This is a genomic window from Commensalibacter sp. M0355 (genome assembly GCF_016101365.1).
Taxonomy (GTDB): domain Bacteria; phylum Pseudomonadota; class Alphaproteobacteria; order Acetobacterales; family Acetobacteraceae; genus Commensalibacter; species Commensalibacter melissae.
Genome location: NZ_JACFQQ010000001.1, coordinates 14,624 through 34,054 on the forward strand (window position 1 = coordinate 14,624; position 19,431 = coordinate 34,054).

At 35.7% G+C, this 19,431-nt stretch carries 15 protein-coding genes and 1 tRNA gene; 4 read left to right on the plus strand and 12 right to left on the minus strand.

The genetic code is table 11. The annotated features are described in order from the left end of the window. Complete coding sequence (locus tag H3T44_RS00070) at nucleotides 1-1,332, plus strand: AAA-associated domain-containing protein (protein ID WP_122123563.1); 1,332 nt, start codon at nucleotides 1-3, stop codon at nucleotides 1,330-1,332. Nucleotides 1,333-1,334: 2 nt separating this feature from the next. On the opposite strand, the gene msrA is transcribed toward H3T44_RS00070, so the two are convergent. The 4 genes from msrA to H3T44_RS00090 all read right to left on the minus strand — a co-directional run bounded on the left by msrA (nucleotide 1,335) and on the right by H3T44_RS00090 (nucleotide 6,897). Next, a complete protein-coding gene (gene msrA / locus H3T44_RS00075) occupies nucleotides 1,335-1,892 on the minus strand; it encodes a peptide-methionine (S)-S-oxide reductase MsrA (protein ID WP_198195437.1) in 558 nt (185 codons plus the stop codon). Between the two features lie 126 nt (nucleotides 1,893-2,018). Next, entirely contained in the window at nucleotides 2,019-4,700 is a 2,682-nt protein-coding gene (locus H3T44_RS00080) for a valine--tRNA ligase (RefSeq protein ID WP_198195438.1), read from the minus strand. Between the two features lie 31 nt (nucleotides 4,701-4,731). Beyond that, a complete protein-coding gene (locus tag H3T44_RS00085; RefSeq protein WP_110437977.1) occupies nucleotides 4,732-6,195 on the minus strand; it encodes a TolC family outer membrane protein in 1,464 nt (487 codons plus the stop codon). Between the two features lie 54 nt (nucleotides 6,196-6,249). Next, nucleotides 6,250-6,897, minus strand: a complete 648-nt coding sequence (locus H3T44_RS00090; protein ID WP_122123565.1) for a protein-L-isoaspartate O-methyltransferase — start codon at nucleotides 6,895-6,897, stop codon at nucleotides 6,250-6,252. A 136-nt stretch (nucleotides 6,898-7,033) separates the two neighbouring features. Here H3T44_RS00090 and H3T44_RS00095 point away from each other — a divergent pair. Further along, nucleotides 7,034-7,108, plus strand: a tRNA-Cys gene (locus tag H3T44_RS00095). Nucleotides 7,109-7,112: 4 nt separating this feature from the next. On the opposite strand, the gene H3T44_RS00100 is transcribed toward H3T44_RS00095, so the two are convergent. Next, nucleotides 7,113-7,946: an SDR family oxidoreductase gene (locus H3T44_RS00100; protein ID WP_198194826.1), complete on the minus strand. Its 834-nt coding sequence runs from the start codon at nucleotides 7,944-7,946 to the stop codon at nucleotides 7,113-7,115. Between the two features lie 97 nt (nucleotides 7,947-8,043). Between H3T44_RS00100 and H3T44_RS00105 the strand changes: the two genes are divergently transcribed. Continuing rightward, nucleotides 8,044-9,210 carry a hypothetical protein gene (locus H3T44_RS00105; RefSeq protein ID WP_198195439.1) on the plus strand — a complete coding sequence of 389 codons (1,167 nt, stop codon included), beginning with the start codon at nucleotides 8,044-8,046 and terminating at the stop codon, nucleotides 9,208-9,210. 7 nt (nucleotides 9,211-9,217) lie between these two features. On the opposite strand, the gene hflX is transcribed toward H3T44_RS00105, so the two are convergent. From hflX to dusB, 7 genes are read right to left on the minus strand one after another with little or no spacing between them, the layout of a single operon-like run. Beyond that, on the minus strand, nucleotides 9,218-10,507 hold the full coding sequence (gene hflX / locus H3T44_RS00110; protein ID WP_198195441.1) for a GTPase HflX: 1,290 nt from the start codon (nucleotides 10,505-10,507) through the stop codon (nucleotides 9,218-9,220). 12 nt (nucleotides 10,508-10,519) lie between these two features. Next, on the minus strand, nucleotides 10,520-10,792 hold the full coding sequence (hfq, locus tag H3T44_RS00115; RefSeq protein WP_122124269.1) for an RNA chaperone Hfq: 273 nt from the start codon (nucleotides 10,790-10,792) through the stop codon (nucleotides 10,520-10,522). Nucleotides 10,793-10,846: 54 nt separating this feature from the next. Beyond that, on the minus strand, nucleotides 10,847-12,256 hold the full coding sequence (locus tag H3T44_RS00120; protein WP_155565442.1) for a sigma-54 dependent transcriptional regulator: 1,410 nt from the start codon (nucleotides 12,254-12,256) through the stop codon (nucleotides 10,847-10,849). Further along, a complete protein-coding gene (locus H3T44_RS00125; RefSeq protein ID WP_198195442.1) occupies nucleotides 12,246-14,492 on the minus strand; it encodes a PAS domain-containing sensor histidine kinase in 2,247 nt (748 codons plus the stop codon). Before H3T44_RS00125 ends, H3T44_RS00120 begins: the two co-directional genes overlap by 11 nt. Beyond that, on the minus strand, nucleotides 14,462-15,922 hold the full coding sequence (locus H3T44_RS00130; RefSeq protein ID WP_198195444.1) for a sigma-54 dependent transcriptional regulator: 1,461 nt from the start codon (nucleotides 15,920-15,922) through the stop codon (nucleotides 14,462-14,464). Before H3T44_RS00130 ends, H3T44_RS00125 begins: the two co-directional genes overlap by 31 nt. Before the next feature lie 17 nt (nucleotides 15,923-15,939). Continuing rightward, entirely contained in the window at nucleotides 15,940-17,043 is a 1,104-nt protein-coding gene (locus H3T44_RS00135; RefSeq protein ID WP_198195446.1) for a nitrogen regulation protein NR(II), read from the minus strand. 8 nt (nucleotides 17,044-17,051) lie between these two features. Further along, the gene (dusB, locus tag H3T44_RS00140) at nucleotides 17,052-18,095 is read right to left on the minus strand and encodes a tRNA dihydrouridine synthase DusB (protein ID WP_198195448.1); all 1,044 of its coding nucleotides are present in this window, start codon (nucleotides 18,093-18,095) and stop codon (nucleotides 17,052-17,054) included. A gap of 132 nt (nucleotides 18,096-18,227) precedes the next feature. On the opposite strand from dusB, the gene H3T44_RS00145 reads away from it, so the two are divergent. Then, nucleotides 18,228-19,409, plus strand: a complete 1,182-nt coding sequence (locus H3T44_RS00145; RefSeq protein WP_198195450.1) for a bifunctional 2-C-methyl-D-erythritol 4-phosphate cytidylyltransferase/2-C-methyl-D-erythritol 2,4-cyclodiphosphate synthase — start codon at nucleotides 18,228-18,230, stop codon at nucleotides 19,407-19,409. Nucleotides 19,410-19,431: the final 22 nt, after the last annotated feature.

Below are 19,431 nucleotides of genomic sequence, written 5' to 3' on the forward strand. Positions count from 1 at the left end.
ATGAATCAAAAACAGGATATTTTACTTCAAATCAAGAATTGTCAAAAATCATATAAAAAAGATAATAATTCTGAATTGGTGGTTTTAGATAACGTCAATTTAACCTTGAAACAAGGGGAGATTGTCGGATTATTGGGACGCTCTGGCTCTGGAAAATCCACTTTATTGAGAATTATTGCTGGTTTAACTCCACCAAGCAAAGGAGAGGTAAAATGGAAAAACCAATTATTGTCAGGTCCGGCAAAGGATGTAGCAATGGTTTTTCAATCTTTCGCTCTTTTTCCATGGTTGACTGTACAAGATAATGTTCAGTTGGGACTTGAAGCAAAAAACACCCCACAAAAAAATATGGAACAGTTAAGTGAAGAGGCAATAGATCTTATTGGTTTAGGGGGTTATGAAAAGGCTTATCCAAAAGAGCTTTCGGGTGGAATGCGTCAACGTGTTGGATTGGCAAGAGCGTTGGTAGTGCATCCAGATCTTTTATTGATGGATGAACCTTTTTCTGCCCTTGATGTTCTTACAGCTGAAAATTTAAGAACTGATCTTATTGAACTGTGGGTAGAAAAAAAATTACCAGTAAAATCCATTTTGATTGTTACACATAGTATCGAGGAAGCTGTATTGATGTGTGACCGTTTACTTATATTTTCTTCAAATCCGGGTACAATTGCCCACGAGTTGGAAGTTACGTTTCCTCATCCCCGTAATCGGGAAGATCCGGCTTTTCGACAATTTGTTGACCGGATTTATATTCTCATGACTCATCGTGATCCAATCAATGTCGATCCAAACAATATCGATATGAAACAAGCGGTAAATAATCGTTATGCAGCGCTTCCACGTATGTCAATGAATCTTATGATCGGTATGATGGAAACATTATATACAGAACCCTATTGTGGAAAGGCAGATTTGCCTCAATTGGCCAAGAGTCTGCAAATGGAGCTGGATGATTTACTGCCTATTGGTGAAACCTTGCAAATGCTTGAATTCGCTGATATGGCCGAAGGTGATATCCGCCTAACTGAACTGGGAAAAAAACTTGTTAATTCTGAACTAGAAGAACGTAAGGATATTTTCCGTAAGAGTTTGATAAAGAATGTTTCATTGATTCGTTCGATACGTTCCATTCTGGATGAACGACCCAACCATAGAGCAAGTGCCGAAAGGTTCCGCGATGAATTGACTGATACCATGTCACCAAATTCAGCACGTCAGACTTTGTTAACCATTATTGGTTGGGTCAGATATGCAGAAATTTTTGATTTTGATGAGGAAACTGACCAGTTTTTCCTTGATGAAGATGACAAGAATATTGATAAATCATAATATTATTTTTTTAGGTAGTCGATAAATTTCTGTCGGAATTTTCGGACTTTTGGTTCAATTACAGCCTGACAATAAGCCACTTCAGGATGTAATTCAAAATAATTTTGATGTTCTTTTTCAGCTGGATAGAATTTATCCAGCATTTTAATTTCTGTTACAATTGGATTTTTCCATATTTTTTCATTTTGAATTTCTTTTTTAACTTTATAGGCAATTTTTTCCTGCTCTACAGATGCGGGTAAAATTATTGAACGATATTGCGAACCGATATCTCCACCTTGTCGATCTTTCGTCGTGGGATCGTGAATAACAAAAAATAATTTTAATATGTTATCAAGACTAATAGTATCAGGATCATAAATGATTTTTACCACTTCGGCATGCCCAGTTTGATTGGTGCATACCTCCTTATAAGTTGGGTTTTCAGTATATCCTCCTGAATAACCAGGTATAATAGTATGGATACCCTTAACATTTTTTAAAATTGCTTCTATACACCAAAAACATCCGCCACCCAAAACTATATTGTTTGTTAATTGATTTTTTTCATTTCCATGCATATTTTTTCCTTTATACAAGATAAATTTTTTTGATGAATAATCAATTATAATATTTGTAAATATTTGTACAATTAAAAGGATATTGAATTACCTTTTCAACATCCTTAATAGTTGAAAATTTTACTTTTAATTTAAATGCAATAAAGCGGTTTTAAATCGCTTTTCAGATTTTACCAACTGTTTTAACCGTTCACGATTTTCTTCAACAATTTCAGGTCTTGCCTTACTAAGAAAATTCTGGTTGGATAATTTTTTATTCAGCTGTTCAATTTCCAATGCGATTTTTTCGATTTCCTTTGTTAAGCGTTCTTTTTCTTTCTTTATATCAATAATGCCTTGTAAGGGTAAGACCAAAATTGTATCATCTATAATTGTTTGAATCGAACCAGATGGTATTTCATTCTGTAATTTGGCAATAGATTGCACTCTGGCCATTCTGCCAATGGCATCTGACCATTGTTCAATAATTTGGAAATGTTTTTGATCAATATCTTTAACCAGAACAGGTATTAGTTTTGCTGGCGGGATATTCATTTCAGCTTTTAAAACACGAATTTCAGTTATTAATTTTATTATAAAATCTATTTCATCTTTTGCCTTTTGAGAAATAGCTGTCTCCAATTCATAACTTTTTGGCCATGAAGACGTGATCAGGCTTCCTTTTTTACCAAATCCAAATTCAGCCCAAATAATTTCTGTTACAAACGGAATAACGGGATGTAAAATTTTTAATAAATTCTTTAATACAAAAGCAGTGATTGTTCTAACTTCTTTTACTGTATCGTGGTTATTTTTTTGAAACGACGATTTTGCAAATTCTAAAAACCAATCACAAAATTTATCCCATGTAAAATGATAACAAACAGAAGCATATTCATCATAACGAAAATTATCCAGAGCAGCTGTGGCCTGTCTAATTGTTTTTGATAATTCTGCTAAAATCCATTGACTTAGGGATAACTGAATATCGGATAGTGAAAATTCGGTATTTTCAGTCACTTGATTCATTTCGCAAAATCGCGCAGCATTCCATAACTTGGTGATGAATGTACGATATTCCTCAATACGTTTTTTACCTAGTTTGATATCTCGACCCGGCCCTGTCAAAGCGCAAATAGTGAATCGCATTGCATCAGCACCGAACTCGTCGATTATTTCAATAGGATCGATACCATTCCCTTTGGTTTTGGACATTTTTTGACCTTTTTCGTCACGTACAAGTCCATGTAAATAAATGGTTTTAAAGGGAATATCTTTCATAAAATGCATTCCCATCATCATCATTCTCGCAACCCAAAAGAAAATGATATCAAAACCTGTTATTAACACGTTTCCGGGATAATAACGGTCTAGTTCTATTGTTTCATTTGGCCACCCCAATGTCGAAAATGGCCACAATGCGGATGAAAACCATGTATCCAAAACATCTTCATCTCTTCGTAATTCCTGCTTACATCCATAATATTTTAATGCTTGCTGTTTAGCCTCGTTTTCATCATAGGCTACAAAAACAGTATTATCAGGACCATACCACGCGGGTATTTGATGCCCCCACCATAATTGGCGACTTATACACCAGGGTTGCAGATCCCTCATCCAAGCAAAAAAAGTGTTTTCCCATTGTTTGGGAACGAATTTCATCCTTCCCGATTGTACCGCCCTGATAGCAGGTTCAGAAAGCGTTTTTGCGTCACAATACCATTGTGTGGTTAATCTAGGTTCAATAACTGCCCCTCCACGTTCAGCATGAGGAACCTGATGTTTATGCGATTCTATTTTTTCAATATATTCAAGCCTTTTTAATTCTTCGACAATGATTTTACGTGCTTTATCACGAGGTAATGATTGTAAAGAACATATAAAATCTGATTTTTCATTTTCAGATAACTCATTTAGATCAATTGCAGCACTTTCATCCAAAATTGTTATCAATTTCAGGTTGTGACGACGACCTACTTCAAAATCATTAAAATCATGAGCAGGTGTAATTTTCACTGCTCCTGTACCTTTTTCAGGATCTGAATATTCATCGGCAACAATTATAATTTCACGATTAGTTAATGGAACAACAACTTTTTTGCCTATTAGATCTTTATAACGGTCATCTTCTGGATGAACAGCGATTGCTGTATCACCCAACATTGTTTCTGGACGAGTTGTTGCAATAACGATAAATTGAGTATTATCCTCCACTAACGGGTATTTGATATACCAGAGATTTCCCTGTATTTCTCTATTCTCGACTTCAAGATCGGAAACGGCAGATCTGAAAACAGGATCCCAGTTCACCAAACGTTTATCCTGATAAATCAATCCTTCTCGATAAAGCGTGATGAAGACTTTTTTGACAGCTTCAGACAAACCTTCATCCATTGTAAAACGCTCTCTCCTCCAATCAAGAGATGCACCAACCCGTCTCAATTGTTGGGTAATTTGACCACCAGATTCCTCTTTCCATTGCCAGACACGTTCAATAAATTTTTCCCTGCCCAAGGTTTTACGATCAATGCCTTGAGCTGTTAATTGACGATCAACAACTAATTGAGTCGAAATACCGGCATGATCCGTACCTGGTTGCCACAATACATCATATCCCTGCATACGACGAAACCTTACAAGGGTATCCTGTAAGGTCATCGTTAGGGCATGTCCTATGTGCAAGGTACCCGTCACATTTGGTGGCGGGATCATTATGGCAAAAGGTTTTCTTTCATTTATTTCCGGGTTGGCTGAAAAAGAACCATTTTTTTCCCATATATGGTATAAATCGTTTTCACAAGCAGATGGATTAAATTTTTTATCTAACATTTATTATTTTTATTATACTAAAGAAAAATTATTAACGTCCAGGTTGATCCTGTGCGTAGTCACTCATACCCCACCATCTGTTTTTAACAGCATTATAATATGCTGTATAATCATAATGGGGAACATTCAGTTTAAGGTCTTGTGCTGTTAAACGCCCAATGGCTGAAGCAATACTATAAGATGCCGTTACCATTGAGCTTAAATTCTGAATAAGTGTGGTTTGTGAATTTAACAAGGTTTGTTGCTGTTGTAACATTTCCAATGTTGTACTTGTTCCAACAACAGCCTGTTTTTCAACACCAGCTAAAGCAATAATATTTGACGCAATGGCGGCACGGTTGCTTGCTATGGCTGCTTTGGCTGCCATTAATTTTTGCCAGTTTGTAGAGGCAAGTTGCATGGCACTTCTTCGTTGAGAACTGACTTGACGATGTGCAGCCTGAGCTAACTGTTTTGCTTCACGTATTTTAGAATATTCCGCACCACTTTGATAAATGGGAATGTTTAATTGCAACATACCCATTTTTTGATCTGATGTATTTTGTCCTACTCCTTGATTGACCATGCGTTGATAGGATAAAGAAGCATTAAGCTTAGGCATAATTTCCGATATAGCCACATTTACATCATCTTTTTGTGATGCTTCAGTAAACAGGGCTGAAATCACGTCTGGATTGTTTGATGCTGCCTGTGCAATTGCTTCCTGTTCTGTTTTGATCGGTAAAATCAGAGGTTGAGGTGGTTTGAGATTAGGAGCTGGCGCAATCCCCACAACTTGGGTATAGGTTGCCTCAGCACCCCGCAAATCTCCTTCAGTCGTTTGACGCTGTGCTCGTGCTGCGGCTAATGCCGCTTCCGCCTGTGCAGAATCGGTTCGCGTAACTTCTCCAAGATTAAAACGCTGATGTGTGGCCTTGACCTGTTCAGCCAGAATTTTTTCATTGTTAATATTAATCTGTAACAGCTGCTGATATTGTATAACAGCTACATAAGCATCAATAACCTTGCTAAAAACCTTTTGTTCAGTTGATAAAAGTTTTGCCCTTTCAGCCATGACTTTGTTTATTGCTTCATGCGTTTGAGCAGTCGTTTTCCCACCCTGATAAATAGGTTGTGTTATATTAACATTTGCACCATATCCAAGTCGTCCACCTGATTTTTGTTCTGTAGTAGATTTAGGATAATGAACCCCTGCAGCACCTAATGCCGGTTCGGAAACACCTAAGTTATAACCCTCTGTCACAACACCAGTCAAACCTGTCGTGATAGTTGGTCTCCAACCTGCATGTGCAGTCGAAACCTGTTCATCCACGGCTCTCAAGCTGGCACGTTCCTGTTGCAAATCTGGATTGGTTAGATAAGCTGTCGCCAGAGCTTCTTCAAGCGTATGCGGAATAAAACTTGGCATACCTGATCCATCATAATTTTGAGCATATACAGTAGTCGATGCAAAAAATGTTAATAAACTTATTCCAAAATTACGATTGACGATCATGATAATACCTTATTAATAACACTTCAAAATAAAATAGCAGCTAAAAAATATAAATTATTTCATGAATTCTGGTAAATAAGGTAAGGCAGCATAAAAACTTTTTTGTATTACTATACCTTCATCAGTCTTTTTTGCTGTAACTGCATGACCTATATCACCATCTTTTTTTAATACCGTAATAATATGACCATTTTTATTTAATTGATCAATCAGTTTTTTTGAAATTTCCTTAATACAGCCGTCAATTATTATGGCATCATAAAATTTATTTTTTGGATATCCATCCTGTAATATTCCATCACACCATTGCACGTCAGATGCATATTCATTACAGAATTTTTTTCCAATAACAGACAACTTTTCATTTTCTTCCAATGCATATACTTCCGCACCCATTAAGGAAATAATGGCTGAAAGATATCCTGTCCCTGCACCAATAACCAATATTTTTTGCTTTGCCTCAATATTTGCTAGTTGAACAAGTCTGGCAAGCACTCTTGGCTCACTAAGATACCGTTGATCAAAAAGTGAAATATTAATATCTGAATAAGCCATTTCTTTTTGGTTATTCAGAACACAATATTCGCGTGGTAAAACACGCATTATTTCTATTAATTTAACATGACTGACTTCAGCTGGACGTAACTGATTTTCAATCATGTTTTGCCGGGCCTGAACAAAATCAAAATTCGGATGGGTCATTGTTTATAAAATCTCTATATCTATGCTTTCAAAATTAATACCATGAACTACTCAAATATGAAAAGTAAAGTTTTTATACATTTTTTTCTTGACCTTTTTACCAATTTCATTGATATAGGCAATAGCTTGATCAAATGGTCCGGTGGCAGAGTGGCTCATGCAGCGGATTGCAAATCCGTTTACGGGGGTTCAATTCCCTCCCGGACCTCCAGATCTTAAGATTGTTTCACTTTAAGACGAGAGAGAATAAAGTCTTTTAATCTGTTAGGCATAACAAGATCAATCCATTTTAGATAAACAAACAATTTAGGCATAATTAGCTCTGTTTTTCCCTCATCAACCGCTTTAATTATTTTTTGAGTTGCGGTTTCTAATGAAATCATAAAAGGTTTGTTACATTCCAACCTTTGGCTCATGGGTGTATCGACAAATCCAGGAGTGATTAAAGTGATTTTTATATTCCATTTTTTCACGGAAATTCTCAAAGAATCAACAAAACGACTTAAACCGGCTTTTGAACTACTATAGGCAGTTGCAAAAGGCAATGAATGAAATGCAGCAACCGAACCGACAAAGACCAATTGTCCATAAATTCCACGATCAATCATTTGTTGAGCTATTTTATTACCCATGACACATGGTGTTACATAATTCAAATGCATCAGTTTCAATAATAACTCATCACTTTCCAAATTGTTTTTATCCTCCCTTATATCCCCTGAACCGGCAGCCATGATTGCCATATCAATTGTATAATTGATTAATAATGTTTCCAGTTGGCGTAAGCTATTTTTTGAATCTGCAAGATCGATACTAAATATTTGAACCTTTGCCCCTTTGTTTAGACATAATTGTGCCGTTCTATCCAACTTTTCTTGAGAACGACCCCATAAAAAAAGAGTTTTGCCTTTGTTTGCACATGCTATTGCCAACGATTGGCCTATTCCACTGGAAGCCCCGGTAATCAGAATATTTTTTGCAGAATTAAATTGAGTTTTTGGTTGATAATTTAAGGTTTGATTGTTTTTTGATAAATTTATATCTATCAAGACAAAATCCTTTTATATATAAAAGCAGAAAATGCTATTTTATAGTTTACATTGGTAAAATTCAAAAATAATAATTCATAATTTCTATGGTTTTTACATGTCCTTTAATTCTTGCTCCATCAATAATATTGATATTGTTCCTGTTCAAACCAAACAACAGCTTAAACTTTTTATTCAATTGCCACGTCTTCTATATAAAGGTTTATCTGGATATGTCCCTCCCTTGGACTGGCAAGAATCAAGCTTATTAGATCCAAAAAAATCAGCTTTTTTTCGATATGGTTCAGCAAAATATTTCATAGCATATAAAAATCATCAACCTGTTGGACGTATTTCTGCACAAATTGATCCGAATGCGTTAAGACAATGGAAGGAACCTGTCGGTTTGTTCGGTGCATTGGATGCAATTGATGATTTATGCGTCGTAAAAAAATTAATAGACGCCGCAACCAAATGGTTGAAACATAATGGCATGGAAAAAATCAGGGGACCTTATACTCTAAATGCCAATTCTGAAATAGGGATAATGATAACAGGACAAAATGTCTTACCAACCGTTGCCATTCCCTGGCATCCAACCTGGCTTCATCACCATATTGAAGCAGTCGGTCTTGAAAAAGCCATGGATCTACTTTCATATCAGATGAAATTCGGTCCACGAGCTAAACAGGCCCATAAAATACCTGCAGGTTTGAAAATGGGATGTGGAAAATTGGGTAACATTACAACCAGAAAATTAAATACAAAAGAAATTGCGCGGGATGGTGAAATTCTTCGCCAACTTTACAATGATGCATGGCATGATACTTGGGGCTTTGTTCCTCTCACCTCAATCGAGATGTCTGTATTAATTAAAGATTTAAAATCCATGCTAAAACCTGATAATTTTGTTCTGGTTGAACAAAATTATATTCCAGTGGCTGTTGCTTTGGTAATTCCCAATATTTATGATTTAATCATTGATATCGGACCTGATCCATCCCTTTTGGGATATAGTAAATTGATTTATCGAATCTTGCGACACCAATTTCATTCAGCCCGCGTTATTTTGCTTGGTATAAGTGGATCCATAAGAGATACAGCTCTGGGAGCTTTGATGCCATCATTGGTTATATCCGAACTTTTTGAACGTGGAGAAGCCTTACCCTATAAAACAATTGAATTGGGATGGATTTTGGAAACAAATCATGGTATGCGAAACTTAATTGAACGGATTGTTCAAGAACCCAATAAAATTCATCGAATGTATGAAATGAAAATATAAAAAAATTTTAGTACGTATAAAGCTGTTCAAATCGAGCTCTATCTATAGGAGAAAGTAACAGCGTTACCTGAATGATTTTTTCGCTATCATGACGCTCAAGAATTTCTCCATGATCATAAAGCCATGCTAAAGCTGAACCATCAACAATATCAATAGCATATGTCAATTTTTCCATTGAACATTGCAATCTTTGATCAATTTTAGAAATGAGCGAGGGTAGATTTTGTCCTGTCAAGGCAGATACACCGACAATATTATCATTTTTGCCTGTTAATTCAGTATAATCTACGAGGTCGATTTTATTGAGAACTTCAATTGTCGATGACCTCCAGTTTTCACTCAATACATCATCTTTCACCATCATGTCCAATACAGAAGAAACATCTCGTTGTTGTTGACGGGTCTCTGGATGTGAAATGTCTCTTACATGTAATATGATATCCGCTTCGGAAATTTCTTCAAGCGTTGCTCTAAAAGCAGCTATCAATTCGGTTGGGAGGTCGCTAATAAAACCAACTGTATCAGAAAGAATGACTGTTTTTCCTGATGGCAGATCAATCTTGCGCATGGTTGGATCAAGTGTAGCAAAAAGTTGATCCTGAGCATGAACAGAAGCCCCTGTCAAATGATTGAATAAAGTGGATTTTCCTGCATTTGTATAGCCAACTAAGGCAATTATAGGAAAAGGGACTTTTCTTCGAGCCTTACGATGCAATCCTCTTGTCCTTCGAACCTGTTCAAGATCTTTTTTTAAACGAGTAATCCGTTCATCAATCAGCCTTCTATCTGCTTCAATTTGGGTTTCACCGGGCCCCCCCATAAACCCAAACCCTCCTCTCTGCCTTTCTAAATGAGTCCATGATCTAACTAGTCGGCTACGCTGATATTGTAGGTGGGCAAGTTCAACCTGTAACACACCTTCTCTGGTCTGCGCTCTTTCACCAAAAATATCCAGTATTAAGGCTGTTCGATCTATAACCTTGCAATTAAGTTCTTTTTCAAGGTTTCGTTGCTGAATTGGACTTAAACGTGCATCAAAAATAACAACTTGAATCTTTTTCTCAATAATAACAGATTTTAAATTTTCGATATTTCCCCGCCCTATTAAGGTTGAAGAACGGAATGACCGAATATTTATAATCTCTCTATAGACAATATCAATTTTAATAGATGATACTAATCCAACAATCTCTTCAAGCCTAGATTTAGAATTCCTATCATTTTGTTTTAGATTTACATCCCATGGAACAATGACTGCAGCAAAATTTGATGATTTCACTGAATCGGATTCAATCATAAATATAAATTCTCACTTTTCTTCAGATGTTGTGGAAGTTGAAGTCGCTGCAGGTGCATTAAAGGGGAGTTGAACAGGTGACGAGGGCATAATCGTACTTACAGCATGTTTATAAACGAGCTGCGCATGACTTTCTCTACGTAATAATATGGAAAAATTATCAAATCCAGAAATGATTCCCTGTAATTTCACGCCATTCACTAAGAAAACAGTAACTGAAACTTTGGAACGGCGGATCTGATTTAAAAAAACATCTTGAATATTTTGATATGTATCTTTTGACAAAATAAAACCTTTACCAATCACTTTATGAAATTGAAACTTGCATATATTAACAGTTTAATTATTTATATTATTATTATTTCTTTCTTCTGATCCGGTAACTCCTAACTGTTTCAATTTTCTGTGTAAAGCACTTCGTTCCATTCCAACAAAACCAGCAGTCCGACTGATATTGCCACCAAACCGCATTAATTGAGCTTGTAAATATTGCGTTTCAAAAATATCACGAGCCTCTCTTAATGGAAGACTGATGATATCAGTTTGTGTATCGATTTTCAATAAACCCGGTGCGTTTTGACCGACATTTGATGGCAACATATCAGTACGGATGGCTTCATTAACATTTCCAGGCATCATGATTAATAGCCGTTCCATTAAATTGCGTAATTCACGTACGTTTCCTGGCCATTCATAAGTCTGTAAGGTTGTTAGAGCATCTGCTGATAATTCAATGACTGGCACTCCGGTTAATTCAGAATAATGCTTCAAAAAGAAAGTTGCGAGTTCAGGTATATCTTCTCTTCTTTCTTTCAAGCTTGGAATTTTCAAAGGCACAACTGCAAGACGATAATATAAATCCTTGCGGAATCTTCCATTGGCAATTTCCTGGTTTAAATCCTTATTCGTAATGGCAATAACCCTCACATCAACCTTAACGCGGCTGGAACCGCCAACACGTTGAAATGTTTGATCCTGTAATGCTCGAACAATCTTTCCCTGTGTTTCAAGAGGCATATCGGCAACCTCATCTAACACCAGCGTACCTCCATGAGCCTTTTCAAGAACACCGGTACGTCTTTGCAAATTATTTAGTGTATTGCCCTCAATACCAAACAATTCTTCTTCAAATCTTGTTGGGGAAAGGGTTGCGCAATTTAATACAAAAAAAGGCCCCTCTGCTCTTTTGGATAATTTATGTATAGCTCGAGCAGCCACTTCTTTTCCCGTACCCGGCGCACCATAAATTAAAACTCGAGAATTCGTTGGCGCAACACGCTCAATTTGACTTTTGACAGAATTGATAGTTTGACTTTGTCCATTTAATTTAACTTCGTATCCACTTCGGAAACGTAATTCTTCATTTTCCCTTGCCAATTTTGCAGCTTCCAGAGCACGACGGACTACTACTAGCAGATGATCTGTCTTGAAGGGTTTTTCAATAAAATCATATGCACCATGCTGAAGTGCGGAAACAGCAGTTTCTATTGTTCCATGACCTGATATCATGATAGTGGGAACAGCAGGTTTTTCATTTTGTATGAGTTTAAGAATTTCCAAACCATCCATTTTTGACCCTTGCAACCATATATCAAGAATAACTAAGGAAGGTCTTCTTGCATGAAAAGCCTTAATCGCTGAATCCGCATCCCCGGCAAGTCGAGTTTCATACCCCTCATCTTGTAAAATTCCCTCAATGAGTAGTCTAATATCTGGCTCATCATCGACGATTAAAATTTCATGCGTCATATTGTCCTCGTATTTGAAAAGTCAAAATTGATATTGTTCCCCGACCTTCGATCCGATCTTTTAACTGCAATGTCCCATTATGTTCTTCCATAATTTTTTTTACAATAGCGAGACCTAATCCTGTTCCCTTAGGTTTATGGGTTACATAAGGTTCAGTTAATCTTAACCTACCCTCCTGTGGAAGACCAATTCCATCATCTTTTACTGAGATGATAATAGTATTCTTATTTGACTCTAATGTAACCCAAATATTTCCTATGTAATTTTCATGACCGTTACTTTTTTCATTTTTCATATTTATAGCATCTGATGCATTTTGAAACAAGTTAGTCAGAGCCTGACTTATCAATCGCGCATCACAATTCATTTCAATTTTGTCATTGGGCAAATCCGTATGATATCTTATTTCACAATGTGCATTCTGCTGAAGAAATAATGTTTCCCTAATAATGCGTGTCACTTCGTTTGTTTTGATAACAGGTTGGGGAAGTCGAGCAAAAGATGAAAACTCATCCACCATTCTACCTATATCACCAACGTGACGTACAATTGTATCAATACACTGATTATATATATCCTGATCTTTGGATATCTCTTTAAGAAAACGTCTTCGAAGTCGTTCTGCAGAAAGTTGGATAGGTGTTAAGGGGTTTTTGATTTCGTGCGCAATTCGACGGGCGATATCTGCCCAAGCGGCTTTTCTCTGCGCCGCTTGTAAATCCGTTATATCATCAAAGGTAATTACAAATCCCTCAATTTCATTTCCCCTGATTTCTGGCCCAATCTGAGCAAGCAACATTCTACTCCCAGCAGAGGTTTTGATCTGAATTTCCTTTTGAATTAATTTATGATTGTTATTGATGATATCTATTTCTTCGGAAATAATTGATAACAAAGGAGAGAATTCTGGTACAACATCCGTAATTTTATGTCCTATATAATTCATTAAATCAATAGATAGAAGCTGATTTGCTGATCGATTAGGCAATTCAATTACTGCCTGCTTGTCCAACCCAATCACTCCACTGGAAACACCGGATAAAACCGCTTCGGTGAAGCGTCTGCGTTCATCAATTTGCTGATTGGCCTCTATAAGTTCTTTATGCTGGACAGAAAGTTGATTGGTCATTTGATTAAAGGCACGTGCCAAATCGGTTATTTCATCATCCTTACCATATTCAGGTACCCTAACATTTAGGTTACCCTTACTGATTTTTTGTGCGGCTAACGTCAATAACCCGACAGGACGAGCAATTTGATTGGCAATAAAAAGCCCTATCAAAATCGCCACTAAAACAACAAGCAATGCAATCAATGCAAATATAATTACAAACATCACCTGAATTTTTGAACTTTTGTTGTTCAAATCATTATACTGCATAACAACTTTTTCAGTTTTATGCATATGATTAAGAATAACTGGATCAACAGGCCTTATAATCAGTAAAACGAGCGGCGGGGTATCGTTAATAGAAATGGCAGCACGAACTGTTTCCTCATCAGGTGAATCCAAAATTGCCACATCATTATGCGACATCAAGGTCGCTGATCGAGGTAATTGTTTGGCGTATGATGTATTATTGAATAAACCACCCGACGCAATTATTTTTTGGGTAAAAGAGTTGTAGACAAAGGCAGCGTTTAATCCTCTTAATGTTGCTTGAGAATCAAGAATCTGATCGAGGCTATTACCATCATCATATAGATCCTGACCTGCTTGAGCGTAATTGTTTTGAATACCTTGTATATAATTGGCTAAAGAAAAGGCTTCAGTGCGTATATTGTCATTATGTTCCTGTAAATAACCTTTTGAAGCTAGCAAAGCCTCGTTAAGCGCTGTGCTTACCCTGTTATTAAACCAGTTTTGAATGCCAAAATGAAATAAAATTGTCGCAAAAATTCCAACCAAGATGGTTGGAACTATAGCAATAATACTAAATAACACAATTAGCTTGATATGTATTTTTGAACCAACCAAACGTCGTCTATGTTCGGAAATCAAACGAAATATACAAAAGAATAAAGCTAATATCAATAAAACAAGAACAAATCCGTTAATACTTAAGATAACAAATTGTACAGATGATTTATGAGATGTAACAATTCCACCTGAAAGAATAACAAAAGTTATGATTGTAAAAATCAAGGCCAGCACAACCAAGAAAATAGTGGCTTTTCTATTAGAAAATTTTTCAGTAACCTTATTCACTTTCTGTTTATAGATTTTTCCAGACATGTTGAGCCTTTATGTTTTTTACTCAATTCGAGAAGATTAAACATTTTCATTTTTTTACGTAATGTATTTCGATTTATTCCCAGCATCGAAGCCGTTTTTATTTGATTACCCTCAGCTTCCACAAGGGCCATTTCAATCAATGGTCGCTCAACTTCCATTATAATTTTTTCATGTAAATTTGAAATTGGTTGACCTTTATTTTCAATAAAGTAACGGTTTAGATGACTTTCAATCAGTTTTGACAAAGGTTTTAATCTGTCCAACTTGAATGATTTATCAATCATGGAAGAATCATTTAAAATCTTTTTTACAAAATCAACCTCGATTGTTTCATAGGGATATAAAATCAATAAACGAGTTATGATATTTTTTAATTCACGAATATTTCCTGGCCAACTATAAGTCAAAAAATAATCCATAGTTTCGTTAGAAAAATTTATAATATTTTGATCATTTTTTAAAAAATGTTGGATAAGTAAAGGTATATCCTCAATTCTCTCCCTTAAAGGTGGAAGATATAATGGTGCAATATTTAAACAATAAAAGAGATCTTCTCTGAAATGCCCGGTTTTAACCAACTCAAATAAATTGTTTTTTGACGTCGCTATGATACGGTATTTTTTTGTTTTTGAATTATTCGTTGAAAAACAAAAATTTTTTTCAAGAAATTTCAAAAGATGAAATTGAGCAGATAGTGATAACTCACCTATTTCATCCAAAAATATTGTACCATTATAGTTTTTCTCCAGATTGTCTACTTCTTTTTTATTTTCAAGAATAAAAGGAGTATATTTCAAAAGCTCATTTTCAATATCATCATCCTGTAAAATAGCCAAATTTATCGTTATAAATGAATTGTTTTTTCTATTACCATAATTGTGTAAAACTTTTGCAACGAGCTCTTTACCTGTTCCGCTTTCTCCCGTGATAAGAACAGTCAAATCAGATTGAATTAGCCTAGCGATCATACGATACAATTCCTGCATCGCTGTTGACTGACCAATTAAGGGTAAATTTTCTTCATGAATAATTCCGTCAAAATTGTAAAAATTGACCTTTAAGGATTTTAATGCTTTTTGTACCGTTGCAATTAACTTATTAAGGTCAAATGGTTTTGGGAAATATTCAAAAATATTCTTTCTTTCAACCTCTAATGCCGTTGAAAGTGTTGATAATGCACTTATAGCAATAATGGGTATGTCAATATTAAATGATTTAATCCTATCAATAACATCAAAGCCATTTATATCAGGCATCATTATGTCTGTTATGACAAGATCAACTTTATTTTTCTTAACCCAATCCAATCCCAATTCAACTTTTGACGTTGCCATTACATTATATTCTAGTCGTGTAAAGGCCTGACTTAAAACTGTTCTGATCGAGGTATCATCATCCAGAATTAAGATTGTTGATTTTTTTATAACCATTTTTAATTAATTACAACTTAATATCTCAGGTTCGATTTGGATTGTTTGATGGGAAGATATATCTTAAAATCAGTGAATTTCTTATTTCGTTCAACATCAATCATACCTCCATGATTTTGAACAATTTTTTTACATAAAGCTAATCCGATTCCCAATCCATTTTCCTTGTCACTAATAAACGGATTAAAAAGATGATCTTTTATTTTTTCAGATACGCCTGCTCCAGTATCTCTAATAACAATCAATAATGGTAAAAAATTATAGTGATGACACGCCTCTTTTATCATCAAATCTGATTGATATTTAGTTATTATACTTATTTCATCTTGATTATCAAAATTTTGCAATGCTTCTGAAGCATTTTTGATAAGATTAAGAAATAATTGTATTAATGCATCTTTATCGCCCATTATTAAAGGTAGAGATGGATCGTATAATGCATTGATTCTGATATCTTTAGCAAAACCGTTTTTTGCGATTTGAATAACATGATTCAAAATAGCATGAATATTCAACTTCGAATATTTGATATGTTTATGCGTTTCATCAATATATCTATCAAGCATATTACTTATCCGCTCAACTTCTGTACAAATTAAGCCGGTTAGCTTTTTATCTTCATTTGCAACAGTTTGTTGCAGCAATTGTGCCGCACCACGAATACCCGATAATGGATTTTTTATTTCATGCGAAAGCGTTAGTGCCAGGTTTTTTTCAATCTGATTGAAATCAGTTGTTTCCCGTGAATTCCTGATTATATTGAGTAAGGAATGATCATGAAATGTAACGATATATAAATCATCATTATTTTCAACTGGGGCCAGAGAAAGAAAAAATTCTTTATTATTACTACCGTTTTTCAATCTTAATTTCATTCCGTATTGCGTAACAATACGTCTATTTTCTTTTACTTGCGAAAACAATGTTGAAAAAGATATATTTTCCAGAAAAAAATCATTCAATTCACAACAATGGGCAGATTTTCTGGAAATATTCAAAAACAATTCTGCCTGATGATTCAGATAAACAATTTTTCCGAATTGATTGATAATCACCAATGGAAAAGGTAAAGCCTCAATTATCTCATTACTATCTGTAAAAACATGAATATTTTTGCTCATCATAAATTTCAATTAACAAATTCATGCCTTATTAAAAATTCATCACTATGGATATCATAAAATTCGTTAATTGCATAAATTACATCCCTGGCGTTGTCCATTTTATTAATTGACGCTCTGAATGAAGCGGAATCAGGTAAGCCCGCACAATACCATGATAAATGTTTACGGGCCAATCTTAATCCAGAATATTCCCCATAATAGGTTAACATGGAATCATAATGAGATAGAACGATCTCTTTTTCTTCCTGCAAGGTTATAGGTGCTGGAATATCCTTGCATTGCAGGTAATGGATAATCTTGGATAAAAGCCAGGGTTTTCCGTAAACACCCCGTCCAATCATAATTCCGTCAGCCTTTGATTGTTGCAAAGCAATCACAGAAGTATTGAAATCAACAATATCACCGTTAACGATTACTGGAATTTTAACAGCTTCCTTAACATACTTCACAAAAGACCAATCTGCTTTCCCCTTATATAATTGCTGTCGTGTTCTGCCATGCACTGTAATCATTTTAATCCCACATTCTTCAGCAATTCTGGCCAATTGCGGGGCATTTAGGGATTGATGATCCCATCCCATACGCATTTTAAGCGTAACCGGAACATCAACAGCTTTAACCACTGCTTCCAATATAATTGATGCTTTTGATTCATCCTTCATCAGGGCTGAGCCAGCTTGTTGACCCACAGCCACTTTCTTGACGGGGCAGCCAAAATTAATATCAATAATATCAGCGCCTTTATCAACAGCGATTCGTGCCGCCTCAGCCATGGCTTGAGGATCTGAACCGGCCAATTGGGTAGAGTTCAAGCCCTTTGTAATGGGTTCAGCCATTTGCAACGTTGTCTTGTTTTCACGAATCATGGCCCATGAAGCTATCATTTCGGAAACAACCAGACCCGCACCGAATTTCTTGACCAATTGTCTGAATGGAAAATCTGTCACTCCTGCCATAGGTGCCAGAATAACAGGATAGTTGATTATTTTATCCCCAGCAAGGCAAATCGGTTTCAAATAAGGAATGTCTTTAGCGGTATCTGTAATCATTTTCGGTATTTTTTTCAATTTGATTTAGTAAAATTTATCACAATTGATTTATTATTTAAAACATGATTAATAAAGCCTTTTACTTTAATTATAGTTTAACAAAAATATCTTTTTTTATACAATTCAGTTATTATGCGCATCGCCCTTATTCTTCTATCTGCCGGTTCAGGTAAACGGTTCAATCAAAATGGAACGTTACCAAAACAGTATGTTCAATTGCTGGGTCATCCTGTCATCTTTCATGCCGCCAAAGCATTTTTACCTCATGTTGATCTTGTACAGCCCGTAGGTGATGCCTCATTGCTGTCTCCAGTTTTAAATGATCTAAAAAGTAATAAGATTTTACCAATCATTCAAGGGGGGGAAGAACGACAGGATAGTGTAAAGGCCGGTCTGGAAGCATTGTCAAAACTTCCCGAACCTGAACAGCCTGATATTGTTCTAATACATGATGGAGCAAGACCGAATGTATCATCTGAGATTATTACAAAGGTAATTGACGCTCTTAAACAATATCCTGCAGCTATTCCCGCCATTCCTGTTGCTGAAACACTTAAAAAATCTAAACAAAATATTATTGAGTATACAGTTTCGAGAGATGATTTATATCGTGCACAAACACCTCAAGGATTTAATTTTCGCCAATTACTTAAAATTCATCGCGGTTCATTCTCCAAAGGAGCGACAGACGATGCAGCGCTTTTTGAACAGGCGGGATTACCCGTTATGTTGGTCATGGGTGATGAAAACAATATTAAATTAACCTACAAAAATGATTTGAAACGATTGGAATGCCTTATGACTAAAGTGATGATTCCGAGAATAGGTTCCGGTTTTGACGTGCATGCTTTTGAAAAAGATCGTCCATTGATCCTGTGCGGTATTAATATACCCTATGAACATGGATTGGCAGGTCATTCAGATGCCGATGTTGCTCTGCATGCTTTATGTGATGCTATCTATGGTGCTTTGGCTGAAGGGGATATCGGCAGTCATTTTCCTCCCTCTGATCCTCAATGGAAAAATGCGGATAGCCAAAAATTTATTGTTCATGCCGGAAAACGCATAATAGAACGTGGTGGTAAAATAAGTAATCTGGATATTACCCTGATTTGTGAAAAACCGAAAATGCGTCCGTATATCGATTCAATGAGGCAAAAGATCTCAGAATTGTTGCAACTCAAACTTTCAGCTATATCCGTTAAAGCGACAACTACCGAAAAACTGGGATTTACAGGCCGCCAGGAAGGTATTGCCTGTCAAGCGGTAATATGTTTGCTTATGCCAGAAGAGGAAACTTGGTCTAAAATTTAACTTTCAATATATTTTTGAGGTT